8 protein-coding genes and 1 pseudogene are annotated in these 13,407 nt (G+C 40.3%); 8 read left to right on the forward strand and 1 reads right to left on the reverse strand.

What is annotated here, in order from left to right:
* Nucleotides 1-62 precede the first annotated feature (62 nt).
* From IEU71_RS04200 to pgmB, 3 genes are read left to right on the forward strand one after another with little or no spacing between them, the layout of a single operon-like run.
* Nucleotides 63-2,321, forward strand: coding sequence for a glycoside hydrolase family 65 protein (locus IEU71_RS04200; RefSeq protein ID WP_004910000.1), 2,259 nt, complete (start codon nucleotides 63-65; stop codon nucleotides 2,319-2,321).
* A 56-nt stretch (nucleotides 2,322-2,377) separates the two neighbouring features.
* Nucleotides 2,378-3,361: an aldose epimerase family protein gene (locus tag IEU71_RS04205; protein ID WP_004910005.1), complete on the forward strand. Its 984-nt coding sequence runs from the start codon at nucleotides 2,378-2,380 to the stop codon at nucleotides 3,359-3,361.
* 2 nt (nucleotides 3,362-3,363) lie between these two features.
* Nucleotides 3,364-4,035, forward strand: a complete 672-nt coding sequence (pgmB, locus tag IEU71_RS04210; protein ID WP_036067555.1) for a beta-phosphoglucomutase — start codon at nucleotides 3,364-3,366, stop codon at nucleotides 4,033-4,035.
* A gap of 50 nt (nucleotides 4,036-4,085) precedes the next feature.
* Here pgmB and IEU71_RS04215 read toward each other — a convergent pair.
* Nucleotides 4,086-5,078 (reverse strand): annotated as a pseudogene (locus IEU71_RS04215) (LacI family DNA-binding transcriptional regulator).
* A 116-nt stretch (nucleotides 5,079-5,194) separates the two neighbouring features.
* On the opposite strand from IEU71_RS04215, the gene IEU71_RS04220 reads away from it, so the two are divergent.
* The 5 genes from IEU71_RS04220 (at nucleotide 5,195) to aspS (ending at nucleotide 13,406) form a co-directional block, all read left to right on the forward strand.
* Nucleotides 5,195-6,871, forward strand: a complete 1,677-nt coding sequence (locus tag IEU71_RS04220) for an alpha-glucosidase (protein WP_004910013.1) — start codon at nucleotides 5,195-5,197, stop codon at nucleotides 6,869-6,871.
* Nucleotides 6,872-6,941: 70 nt separating this feature from the next.
* Complete coding sequence (locus tag IEU71_RS04225; RefSeq protein WP_004910019.1) at nucleotides 6,942-8,285, forward strand: SLC45 family MFS transporter; 1,344 nt, start codon at nucleotides 6,942-6,944, stop codon at nucleotides 8,283-8,285.
* Between the two features lie 15 nt (nucleotides 8,286-8,300).
* On the forward strand, nucleotides 8,301-9,983 hold the full coding sequence (locus IEU71_RS04230; RefSeq protein ID WP_004910022.1) for a glycoside hydrolase family 13 protein: 1,683 nt from the start codon (nucleotides 8,301-8,303) through the stop codon (nucleotides 9,981-9,983).
* Nucleotides 9,984-10,332: 349 nt separating this feature from the next.
* Nucleotides 10,333-11,634, forward strand: coding sequence for a histidine--tRNA ligase (gene hisS / locus IEU71_RS04235; protein ID WP_004910024.1), 1,302 nt, complete (start codon nucleotides 10,333-10,335; stop codon nucleotides 11,632-11,634).
* Entirely contained in the window at nucleotides 11,631-13,406 is a 1,776-nt protein-coding gene (gene aspS / locus IEU71_RS04240; RefSeq protein ID WP_004910028.1) for an aspartate--tRNA ligase, read from the forward strand. The genes hisS and aspS overlap by 4 nt, the downstream gene beginning before the upstream one ends.
* Nucleotide 13,407 lies beyond the last annotated feature (1 nt).

Below are 13,407 nucleotides of genomic sequence, written 5' to 3' on the forward strand. Positions count from 1 at the left end.
GGTCGTCGTAGATATTAGCGCTGAAGCTAAGCATTAGAAAAATTGAAGAGGTAGAAAGTCTTATGAAACGAATTTTTGAAGTTGATCCTTGGACAGTTACATCACATGATTTGAATCCCGAAGATAAACGTCTCCAAGAATCTATGACGAGTTTGGGCAACGAATACATGGGCATGCGTGGCATGTTCGAAGAAGTCTATTCCGGTGACACACATCAAGGAATTTACGTTGGTGGTGTTTGGTTCCCAGATAAAACACGTGTTGGTTGGTGGAAAAATGGTTATCCACTTTACTTTGGAAAAGCTATCAATGCGCTAAACTATGTCAAAGCAGACATTTACGTTGATGGCAATCAAGTTGATCTAGCTAAGAATGATGTGACTGATTTTGAAGTATCATTGGATATGAAAAATGGTGTTTTGAATCGAACGTTTACTGTGTTTGGCGTAACGTTTAAAATCACGCGCTTAGTTTCAGCAGCAGTGAAGGAATTGGCAGATATTCACTATGAGTTGTCATCTGCTGATGGTCAAACGCACACAATTCGTTTTGATGCTAGTATCGACGCTGACGTTGTCAATGAAGATTCAAATTATGATGAAAAGTTTTGGCAAGTTTTGGATGCAGGGAATGACACTAATTCATCATTTATCGCTACGCAAACGATTGAAAATCCGTTTGGTGTGCCACAATTTACAGTTGTTGCCCGTCAGAGCTTTGTTGGCGGTGAAAAGCATGGTGTGAACCGTTCTGAAAAAGAAGTGACTGATAACTTTGACATTGAAGTACCAGCTAAAGGTTCAGTTAGTTTTGAAAAGCGCGTGATTGTGACAACTTCGCGTGATTATGATAGCCTAGCTCAAGTGATTAAAGCAGGTGAAACACTAACTGCGGATCTTGCCACACAAACATACGACGATATCTATACTGCACATGCGCAAGAATGGGCTAATCGTTGGGAAAAAGCTGATGTTCAAATTGAAGGAGATGATGCGGCGCAGCAAGGTATTCGCTTCAACCTATTCCAGTTATTCTCAACTTACTATGGTAATGATCCACGCTTGAATATCGGACCAAAAGGTTTCACTGGCGAGAAGTACGGTGGTGCCACGTATTGGGACACCGAAGCATTTGCCATTCCTGTTTACCTTGGTGTTGCTGATCCGTCTGTGACCCGTTCATTGCTACAATATCGTTTTGATCAGTTGGATGGTGCATTCCATAATGCCAAAGAACAAGGCTTAAAGGGTGCTTTGTACCCAATGGTGACCTTTGATGGTATTGAGTCACACAACGAGTGGGAAATTACTTTTGAAGAAATTCACCGTAATTCGACAATTGCTTATGCGATTTATAATTATACAAACATCACAGGAGATCACTCATGGCTTGATGGTGATGGCGCACAAGTTTTGTATAATATCGCACGCTTCTGGGCAGATCGTGTCCACTATTCTGCCCGAAACGATCAGTACATGATTCATGGTGTTACGGGTCCCAACGAGTATGAAAACAATGTTAATAACAATTTCTATACAAATTGGATGGCTAAGTGGGTTTTGCAATACTCACTTGAACACTACGATGAAATTAATGCTGATGAAAAAGCTAAGTTGGCTTTGACGGATGAAGAATTAGCAAAGTGGCAAGAAATTGTTGATAAAATGTATTTGCCAGAGGCTGATGTTGATACCAAGACAGGTAAAAAGCATATCTTTGTTCAACATGATACATTCTTGGATAAAGATTTGACACCAATCGCTGATATGCCACAAGACATTCGTCCAATTAACCAAAACTGGTCATGGGATCGCATTTTGCGCTCGCCATATATTAAGCAATCTGATACATTACATGCTATGTTCTATTTCCCAGACGCGTTTACAGAAGAAGAAAAGCGTAACAACTTTGAATTCTATGAACCATTGACAGTGCATGAGTCATCATTGTCGCCTTCTGTTCACTCAATTTTGGCTGCTGACTTACAAATGGAAGATAAAGCAGTTGAAATGTACGAACGTGCGGCCCGTTTGGACTTAGATAATTATAATAATGATACGTCAGATGGTTTGCATATAACCGCTATGACAGGTTCATGGTTAGCGATTGTGCAAGGATTTGCCGGCATGCGTGTTCGTGATGGTAAACTCCACTTGAAGCCATTCTTACCAAAGAATTGGACAAAATATGCTTTCCGTTTGGTATTCCGCGGTCATGTTTTGGAAGTGTCAGTCGATGGTCAAGGTGCACATGTTGACTTGATTTCAGGTGAACCATTAGTGATTGACCTATCAGGGCAAGATGTCGAATTGACAAAGTAATAAGCATGATGATGAGCGAGGAATCGCTCATTTGCTGTATAGCAGGAAAGGATATCATGAAAGTAGTAGAGAAGGATTTTGGGCAATTACCTGACGGAAAAGTCGTGACGGCGTTTACCCTAGAAAATATCAATCACACACAGATTACTGCGATTTCATACGGGGCAACTTGGCAATCGTTTTCCGTTGAACGTGACGGTGTCAAACAAGAATTGTTAGTACAATTTGATGATTTAGCCGCGTATTTGGATAATCCATTACATTTTGGAAACACAATTGGTCGTGTTGGTGGCCGTTTATCAAAAACTGATTATGATATTAATGGGGCACATTTTACATTAACGCCAAATGATCATGGCAATGTTTTACACTCTGGCATCAATGGTTTTGACGCGGTTAATTGGCACGGTGAAGCAAGAAATTTGGGTACAGCGGCGGAAATTAATTTTACACGTACCTTTGATGATGAATTTGCCGGTCAATTAGCTGCCCAAGTGACTTATCGATTGGACGATGAAGATCGTCTAGATATTATATTTAGTGGCGTTTCAACCGAGAATACATTGTTCAACCCAATGACGCACGTATACTTTAATTTAGTTGGCAAGGATCAAGATATTAGTCAGCATAAATTACAAATTGCGTCACGTCAACATCTTGAAGTTGATAACAACACGATTCCAACCGGTAACGTGATTGATAATCAAAATACAAAATTTGATTTTGCGCATTTACACGCCTTGGGACAAGAGCATTATGATGATGCTTGGGTATTAGATCCAAGCCGTCAAGGGGAAGGTGTAGGACTAACTTCACCCGATGAAAGTTTGACCTTGACAGTGGATTCAGATCGCAATGGTGTTGTTGTATTCACTGCCAATCCTGACGATAGCAGTGACATTAAAACAGCGCTTGCTATTGAGATGCAGACTTTGCCTGATGCGGTTAATCATGAAGGCTTTGGCGATATTGTTTTGCCAGCAAATGAAACAAAAACATATACTGTAACTTACCAAATTAAAAAAAGTGAGGATAAATAAAAATGGCTAAATTTTCAGATATTAAAGGTTTTGCCTTTGATTTAGATGGAGTTATTGCTGACACGGCGCGCTTTCATGGTGAAGCTTGGCATCAAACAGCTGATGAGGTTGGCACAACTTGGACACCAGAATTGGCTGAAGGTTTGAAGGGCATCAGTCGCATGGCTTCCTTGCAAATGATTTTGGATGCTGGAGATCATGCCAATGATTTTTCTCAAGCAGATAAAGAAGCATTAGCAGAAAAGAAAAATCATAATTATCAACAACTCATTTCAACATTGACTGAAGATGATATTTTGCCTGGCATGAAAGATTTCATTCAATCAGCTAAGGCAGCTGGCTATACAATGTCGGTGGCATCAGCTTCTAAAAACGCACCAATGATTCTAGATCATTTGGGATTGACCGAGTATTTTGTTGGCATTGTTGATCCCGCCACTTTGACAAAGGGAAAACCTGATCCTGAAATCTTCGTTCGTGCTGCGGAGGTCTTACATTTAGATCCAGAAAATGTCATTGGATTGGAAGATTCAACTGCTGGTATTGCGTCAATCAATGGGGCAGGTGAGACATCATTAGCCATTGGTAACGCAGATGTTTTGTCAGGAGCGGACTTGAATTTTGAGTCAACTTCAGAAGTGACGTTGGCAAATATTGAAGCTAAAATGCAATAGATGATGAAAAGAGTGTCAGTGTTTTTATACACTGACACTCTTTTGTTGTTTTAATTAATGTTTGCCACTGTACCACCTTGTTTAATTGTGATATCAGTAAAAGTGACGGTATGCGGCGAGAGGGTGTGATCAGCGAGAGCCATAATAGCTAATTCTCCCATTTGTGCAAAGTTTTGCTGCGCAGCCGTTAAGATAGGACGTGTTAATTGGGTTAATTCTGTCCCATCGATGGTCACAATTGATAGATCTTGAGGGACAGCAATGCCAGCATCTTTTGCACCATTGAGTAAGCCAATGCTAATAATGTCCGCTGAGCCAATAGCAGCAGTAAAAGGTAAAGGCGCACCGAATTTTTTGATAGCGTCTAAGCCAGTTTGATAATCATTATCAACGCCCCAGATGAATTCGGGATTATAGGTAATACCATGATCTAACAGTGCATCAATAAAACCTTTTCGCCTTAAAACTGCAACAATAGGATCTGGATTGGACGCGCCAATTAAGGCCATTTTGCGGTGTCCTTGATTGTATAAATAATCCACGATAGTGTGCATCATAGCGTAGTTATCAGAGGAAATAGAGGGAATCACATTATTGAGTTGGTTAGAGACACTCAGCAAGCGTACGTCAGCCTTTGTTAAGACCTCAAAAACAGGATCTTCGATATCAATGGCTAACATGACAACTGCCAATAGTTGCCGGGAAAGCAATGATTTAACAGTTTTGATTTGCTGCTAGCTGTCCGTTTCAACGAAAGCAATTAACAGTTCATAGTCTAATTCGAAAGCCTTTGCTTGCATGCCTTTAATGATTTCATCAGCAAAGTTAGTATGCGTGGTTGGCACTAATACACCAATGACGCGGCTTTCTTTTTGTGATAAATCGGCGGCTGATTGATTCTTATAGTATCCCATTTCGTGAGCTAATTGCCGAACACGTTGTGCTGTTGCCTCACTAAAACGCCCACGATTAGTTAAAATACGTGAGACGGAAGCGGCTGAAATACCAGCTTTATTTGCAATATCTTTGATTGTAATAGCCATAAGTTATATTATAACCCAAAATAAGTTGACAAACGAAATGAAAGCGGTTACAATATTAATTGCGTAAACGTTTACTCAAATATTAAAAAGGTAATTAGGAATCATGAGGCATGATAATGAATCAAAATAAATGGTGGCAAAAAGCAACCGTCTACCAGATTTATCCGCGCAGTTTTCAGGATAGTAATGGTGATGGTGTTGGCGACATTCCGGGTATTATTCAACGACTCCCATATTTAAAAGAACTAGGGGTGCAAGTCATCTGGCTAAGTCCGATTTACCAATCACCAAATGATGATAACGGATACGATATCAGTGACTATCGCAAAATCTTACCAGAATTTGGCACGATGGCGGATGTGGATGAAATGATTACAATTGCCCATGAGTTGGGCCTAAAAATCATGATGGACTTGGTTGTCAACCACACATCTGATGAACATCAGTGGTTCCAGCAAAGTCGTCAGTCACGTGATAATCCGTATCGTGATTATTACATTTGGCGAGACCCTGTTGATGGACACGAGCCAAATAATTGGCTGTCGGATTTTGGTGGATCAGCTTGGGCGTTTGATGAGAAAACAAAACAATACTACTTACATCTTTTCTCAAAAAAACAGCCTGATTTGAATTGGGAAAATCCAGCGCTACGTGAAGCAATCTATGAAACAATGTCTTGGTGGCTGAACAAAGGGATAGATGGGTTCCGAATGGATGTCATCAATCTCATCTCTAAACAAACAGGTTTGCCAAATGATCCTAATGTGAACGCTGATAATCATGGATCGTCAATGACATTTGTTGCCAATGGACCAAAGGTACACCAATATTTGCAGGAAATGAATGCTAAGGTGTTGTCACGCAACGATATTATCACCGTTGGCGAAACCCCCGGAGTAACAACGTCAGATGCGATTAAGTATGCTGGGTTTGACAGTCATGAATTACAAATGATTTTCCAATTTGAGCATACGGAAATTGATAATAGCCGTGAAGGATTGGGAAAGTGGAGTGACGAGCGGTTCAATTTGGTAGATTTGAAGCGAATCTTATCTAAATGGCAAACAGCACTTGATGGCAAAGCTTGGAACAGTCTTTATTGGAACAATCACGATCGGCCACGTGTGGTCTCAAGATTTGGTGATGATTCTGAAGCTTATCGCGTTGTCTCTGCAAAAATGTTAGCCACAACATTGCACTTTATGCAGGGAACACCCTACATTTACCAAGGTGAAGAAATCGGCATGACAAATGTTGATTGGCCATCAATTCAACAATACCAAGATATTGATACCTTAAATGCCTATCAAGATTTAGTGATTGAACAGCAACGTGTGTCACCAGAACAGATGATGACCTATGTGCATCATTCCTCACGTGATAATGCACGCACGCTCATGCAATGGGATGATAGTAATCAGGCTGGCTTTACAAAGGGAAAACCTTGGCTAGCAGTTAATTCGAATTATGAAACAATCAACGTGGCACAAGCGTTAGCTGACCAACAATCCATTTTTTATTTTTACAAAAAGATAATTGCATTACGACAGCAAATGCCAATCATCACTAATGGTCATTACAGTGTTTTGGACATTGATGACACAGAAGTCTATGCTTACAAACGCAGTGGGGTTGATTCTGAGCTATTAATCATCAGTAACTTTACGAATCAAACCTTGACGCGTCATTATCCATTGAATGATGGCGCGAATATGATTTTAAGTAATTACGGTGATGATAAAGGCGACACATTACGGCCCTATGAATCAAAAGTTTATTTTGAAGGAACATGACGGCATAAAATGTAAGCGGTTACTTTAAAATAGCGTGTGTAAACTAAAATCACTTAAAAGGAGAGTGAATATGTTGAATAGTAAGACACAAAAAAAGGGTCAGCTTCCTATGCTGACTAGCATGCAATTATTTTTGATGACTTTTGGTTATGCTGGTGTTCAAGTCGCATTTTCAGTACAAACTGGTAACATGGGTCGAATCTTTCAAACGTTAGGTTCAGATCCAACAAAATTGGGGTTTTTCTTCATTTTGCCACCATTAGCAGGCATGATTACGCAACCGTTAATTGGTTTGTTTTCTGATAAAACTTGGCTACCTAAGTTGGGTCGGCGAATGCCTTATTTGATTGGCGGATGTTTAGTTTCCGTAATCGTATTATTGCTTTTGCCAAATACCGGATCATTTGGATTTGGGTACGGTTCACTGACAGCACTATGGTTTGGTGCAGTGACAGTTTTGTTCATGGATTTGTCTTCTAATGTTTCCATGCAACCGTTCAAGATGATTATTCCTGACATGGTTAATGAAAAGCAAACCGATAAAGCTTGGAGTTTGCAAAATATTTGGGGCAGTTTAGGTGGCGTAATTGCCTTCGTATTTCCGTTTATTTTGACATCATTTGGGGTAGCTAACACGGCAGCCCGAGGTGTTGTACCAAATTCTGTTAAAATTTCATTTTATGTGGCAGCGGCTATTTTGTTAATTTCAACTGTCTTTACTATTATGAATGTTAAAGAATACGATCCAGAAACGTTGGCATATTATCATGGCTACAATGTGGACACTAAGAAGCATGAATCATTTATGACGATTTTAAAACATGCCCCTAAAGTATTTTGGACACTAGGTGTGGTTGAATTCTTTGTTTGGTTTGGTATTCCATATATGTGGACATACTCAACTGGTGCTTTGTCAGAGAACATTTGGCATGTTTCAGATCCTGCATCTGCGGGTTATCAAGCGGCTGGTAATTGGTTTGGTATTTTACAGGCTGTTTACTCAGTTGTGGCAATTGTGGTGGGAATTTTATTCCAGCGTTTGAATAATAAAACGCGTAAAAGTGCTTATTTTCTCAGCTTGATTGTTGGTGGCATTGGCTTTATTGTTGTTGCCTATGGTCATACACATCTTTCATCACTGATTGGATTCATTTTGATTGGTATTGGTTGGATTGCGTTAATTTCTATTCCATTTACCATCTTGACGAATACCTTAGATGGTAAGCATGATGGCATCTATTTGGGATTGTTCAATTGTTTTATCTGCATTCCGCAAATTGTGGCGTCAGTTGCTAGTTTTGCAATTTTCCCAGCAGTGGGTAAATCAATGGCACACATGTTAGCAATTGCCGGCGTCTTCTTGATGATTGGTGGTTGCCTAATCTGGACCGTAAAAGAAGAAAATCGTAATTAAAAAAGGAGAATTATCATGACAGAAACAATTAAATGGTGGCAAAAAGCAGTTGTATATCAAGTTTATCCTAGGTCTTTTCAAGACGCTAATGGAGATGGTATCGGTGATTTACAGGGTATCGAGCAACGCCTTGATTACATTAAAAAATTAGGTGCCGATGTTGTATGGCTAAATCCTGTCTATGCATCACCAGACAAAGATAATGGTTACGATATTTCCGATTATGAAGATATCAATGCCAAATTTGGTACAATGGCTGATTTTGATCGCTTGCTAGCAAAAGCGCATGATAAGGGCATCAAAATTTTGATGGATTTGGTTGTTAATCATACCTCAGATCAGCATAAATGGTTTATTGAAAGCCGGAGTTCAAAAGATAATGATAAGCGTGATTTTTATATTTGGCGTGATCCAGTGGATGGACACGAGCCTAATAACTGGGGCTCATTTTTCTCTGGGCCAGCTTGGAAATTTGATGAGGCAACAGGGCAATATTATCTACACTTATTTGTCGAAGGTCAACCTGATTTAAATTGGGTTAATCCTAAAGTACGTCAATCTGTCTTTGACATGATGAATTTCTGGGTGGATAAGGGCATTGATGGCTTCCGAATGGACGTTATTTCCCTCATTTCTAAGCCAGATGGCTTGCCTGATGGTGAAGTGCCAGAGGGGGGCGAGTATGGTAATTCAGATAAAGCCGTTGCCAACGGTCCGCATGTCCATGAATACTTGCAAGAAATGCGTCAACAAGTCTTAAACAGAGCTGATATGATGACAGTCGGTGAAGCTTCAGGTGTTGATATTGAAAATGCCATTAAGTATGCCAATCAAGACAACTCAGAACTAAACATGGTCTTCCAATTTGAGCACATGGGACTTGATAATAATCCTAATCCTGCACTTGGAAAATGGTATGACAAAAAAGTTTCCCTCGTTGATTTGAAAGAAAATCTCTCAAAATGGCAGAATGATTTGGCTGGTAAAGCATGGAATTCACTTTATTGGGATAATCATGATCAACCACGTGCTGTGAGTCGTTATGGGGATGACCGTCCTGAATATCGCGTTGTATCTGCTAAAATGGTAGCCACTTTGCTTCATTTCATGCAAGGAACGCCCTATATTTACCAAGGTGAAGAAATTGGCATGACCAATGCCTACAATTTGCAACGTGATGATTTTGATGATGTTGAAATTAAAAATGCTTTCAAATACTTGATTGATAAAGATCACTTAACTGATGAGGCAACCATGCTGAAGTATGTGCATGCCAAGGGTCGTGATAACGCTCGAACACCAATGCAGTGGGACGATAGCAGAAATGCGGGCTTCACAACCGGCACACCATGGTTAAAGATGAATGATAATTATGACACCATTAATGCCAAAGCTGCGTTAGCAGACCTAAACTCAACATTTTATTATTACCAAAAGCTCATCCGCTTACGTCATGAATTACCAATTATAACGACAGGCACATACGAATTGTTGGATCCTGAAGATGAACAAGTTTACGCTTATCGTCGTGTCGGTCAAAATGAGTCATTATTGGTAATCAATAACTTTACCAGCGAAACATTGACGCGCGATTATCATGTGCCAGATAACGCGTCAGTCCTCATTAGTAATTATGAAGATGACGCTTTGACAACACTTCGTCCTTATGAAGCAAAAGTATATCGTTTTGATAAGTAATTATGTCTTGTAATTGGCTTGACTTTGAGGTGAGATAACTATATCATTAAGGCATATATTAAAGCCGATGAATTGGAAAAATTATGGTCTGGACTATCAGAAATTTTGCGGGTGATGCAAGCAAAACGATGACGTAATTTGTGACACCTTGGAGGACACTGTTGTATAAGGCAGTGCGTGGTAGCGCGATAAGCAATCTAAGTGATGTGTATGCATCAACATCTAAGGTGGTACCGTGCAATTGCGCCCTTAACGAATAATCGTTGAGGGCGCTTTTTCAGTTTTAATGTCAAAAACAGAAGGAGAACAACTGACTTGTCGTAATATGACTGTCAGCAATTAAAATACGATGGCAAAACCACTTTTCCAGCGCCCTAAGGGTACTGCTGATTTATTACCAGATCAAACAAGCCAATGGCAACACGTTGAAAATGTTGCGCGTTTATTATTTGGTGACTATAATTTTAAAGAAGTTCGAACACCAATATTTGAAAATTTTGAAGTTTTTTCTCGTTCAGCAGGTGATACATCAGATGTTGTCACTAAGGAAATGTATGATTTTCATGATAAAGGTGATCGCCACATTGCCCTACGACCAGAGGGAACAGCCGGAATTGTCCGCGCGTATGTCGAGAATAAATTATATGGGCCAGAATTTGATAAGCCTTATAAATCATTTTACATTGGACCAATGTTCCGTTATGAACGTCCACAAGCAGGGCGTATGCGCCAATTTCATCAAATTGGTGTAGAAGCTTTTGGCTCCTCATCACCAGCACTTGACGTCGAAGTTATTGCGATGGCAATTGATTTGTTCCAAACCCTTGGTTTAAAGAATTTGCGTGTTGCAATTAATACTTTGGGTGATAAGCAGTCACGAGATGATTATCGCCAAGCATTGATTGACTATCTTACGCCACATCGTTCTGAATTATCTGCCGATTCTCAGGCGCGTTTGGAGAAAAATCCACTGCGCGTTTTAGATTCAAAAGATCCACGAGATCAAGTTTTTGTGGCTGACGCACCTTCAATTTTGGATTATTTGTCTGAAGCCTCACAACAGCACTTCCAAAAAGTTCAAGCATTGTTGACGGCTTTGAATCTTGACTTTGAAATTGACCCAACAATGGTTCGTGGTTTGGATTATTATAACGATACAATCTTTGAAGTTATGACAGTTGATGAGCAATTAAAAGGTGCTGCAACAATTGCCGGCGGTGGTCGCTATTCAGGATTGGTATCTGTTTTTGGTGGTCCTGAAACAGCTGGCGTTGGTTTTGGTATTGGCATGGAGCGCTTGGTGAGTTTGTTAAACGCGCAGGGTGTTGCACCAGAAGTCGATAATGACCTTGATTTTTATGTTGTCAACATCGGTGATGAAACAGATATTGCAGCTATGCAAATCGTGCAAGCAATCCGGTCATTTGGTTTCGTTGCTGAACGTGATTATCTGGATCGCTCAGCAAAAGCACAGTTTAAAACAGCGGATCGTCACAATGCTAAGTACGTCGTGACTGTTGGGGAAAAAGAGTTAGCAGCACACGCTGCTAATATTAAAAACATGGCAACTGGTGAACAGCAACTTGTTAAATTGGCTGATCTTTATACAGATTTGCCAACAATTATTGATGCACAAGGAGACGAACAATGAAACGAACAACATATGCAGGTTTAATTGACGAAAGTTATCTTGACCAAACGGTGACATTGAGTGGTTGGGTGCAAAAGCGTCGTGATTTTGGTGACTTGATATTTGTTGACTTACGTGATCGCGAAGGCATTGTGCAATTAACATTCAATGCTACTAACCAATCAGCTTTGACTGTCGCCGAAGATATGCGAAGTGAATATGTTGTTGCTGTGACTGGTAAAGTCATCAAACGTGATGCTAGCCAAATTAACGATAAAATTAAGTCTGGTGCCGTTGAAGTTGATGTGACATCAGCCAAAATTTTGGCAACGTCAAAAACACCACCATTTTATATTGAGGATAACGTTAATGCTAATGAGGAACTCAAGTTGCAGTATCGTTATTTAGACTTGCGTCGACCAGAAATGCAAAAGAACCTACGCGTTCGGTCTAAAATTATGTCCAGTGCCATGCACTTCATGGATACACATGATTTTATCAACATTGAAACACCAATTTTGGCTAAGTCTACACCTGAAGGTGCCCGTGATTACTTGGTGCCATCTCGCGTTTTCCCCGGATCGTTTTATGCGTTGCCACAATCACCTCAACTATTCAAGCAACTATTGATGGGGGCTGGATTTGATCGCTATTTCCAAATCGCACGTGCGTTCCGTGATGAGGATTTGCGTGGTGATCGACAACCTGAATTTACACAAATGGATGTGGAAACATCATTCATGACTGCTGATGAAATTCGGGAACTGGTCAATGAATGGGTCAAAGCAATGATGAACGATGTCGTGAACTTTGATCTTGATACGACCACCATTCCGACTCTAACATGGCAAGAATCAATGGATCGTTTTGGTACGGACAAACCTGATTTGCGAATTGCTTATGAAATTCATGATCTTTCTGATACCGTTTCAAATAGTGAATTTGGCGTGTTTGCCAACGCTGTTAAAGCTGGTGGTGTTGTGAAAGCAATCGCTGTACCGGGCGGTGCCGATCACTATTCTCGTAAAGACATTGACAAATTGGCACAATATATTGAACGGTTTGGTGCTAAAGGTTTGGCATGGTTAAAGGTAACTGATGACGGACTAACTGGTCCAATTGCCAAATTCTTTAAACCAGAAGATAGTCAAGCTTTGATAGCTGGCGTTGGTGGTCAGACGGGAGACTTGTTGTTATTTGGTGCTGGTCGTAATGATGTTGTGTCAGCTACTTTGGATTATCTCCGCCGTCAAACAGCTGCTGATCTTGATTTGGTGGACAAAACAAATCCTTGGGCATTTGCATGGATTGTTGATTGGCCATTATTTGAATATTCAGAAGATTTCGACCGTTGGATTGCTGCCCACCATCCATTTACAATGCCAAATGAAGAAGATTTACACTATCTTGATGATGGTGAAGATCCACATAAATCGCATGCGCAAAGTTATGATTTGGTCTTGAACGGTTATGAGTTAGGCTCAGGATCAATCCGTATTCACCGTATGGACATTCAGGAAAAAATGCTTAAGGCACTTGGTTTTACACCTGAAAAAGCGCATGAGGCATTTGGTTTCTTGCTTGAAGGCATGGAATTTGGTTTCCCGCCAATGGGTGGTATCGCGCTTGGACTAGACCGTTTAGCAATGTTATTGGCCGGACAAGAAAATATTCGTGAAGTCATTGCTTTTCCTAAAAATTCACGAGCAACTGAACCGATGACGGAAGCACCAACGCGTGTTGAAACAAAACAGTTGAATGAATTAGGTTTATTTGTACCAGAAGCCGAGTGAT

Source organism: Leuconostoc falkenbergense, from assembly GCF_014634805.1.
Taxonomy (GTDB): domain Bacteria; phylum Bacillota; class Bacilli; order Lactobacillales; family Lactobacillaceae; genus Leuconostoc; species Leuconostoc falkenbergense.

Excerpts from the sequence above, each read along its gene's own strand:
- IEU71_RS04200 (WP_004910000.1), top strand. The coding sequence starts at position 63 with ATGAAACGAATTTTTGAAGTTGATCCTTGGACAGTTACATCACATGAT.
- IEU71_RS04205 (WP_004910005.1), top strand. The coding sequence starts at position 2,378 with ATGAAAGTAGTAGAGAAGGATTTTGGGCAATTACCTGACGGAAAAGTC.
- pgmB (WP_036067555.1), top strand. The coding sequence starts at position 3,364 with ATGGCTAAATTTTCAGATATTAAAGGTTTTGCCTTTGATTTAGATGGA.
- IEU71_RS04220 (WP_004910013.1), top strand. The coding sequence starts at position 5,195 with ATGAATCAAAATAAATGGTGGCAAAAAGCAACCGTCTACCAGATTTAT.
- IEU71_RS04225 (WP_004910019.1), top strand. The coding sequence starts at position 6,942 with ATGTTGAATAGTAAGACACAAAAAAAGGGTCAGCTTCCTATGCTGACT.
- IEU71_RS04230 (WP_004910022.1), top strand. The coding sequence starts at position 8,301 with ATGACAGAAACAATTAAATGGTGGCAAAAAGCAGTTGTATATCAAGTT.
- hisS (WP_004910024.1), top strand. The coding sequence starts at position 10,333 with ATGGCAAAACCACTTTTCCAGCGCCCTAAGGGTACTGCTGATTTATTA.
- aspS (WP_004910028.1), top strand. The coding sequence starts at position 11,631 with ATGAAACGAACAACATATGCAGGTTTAATTGACGAAAGTTATCTTGAC.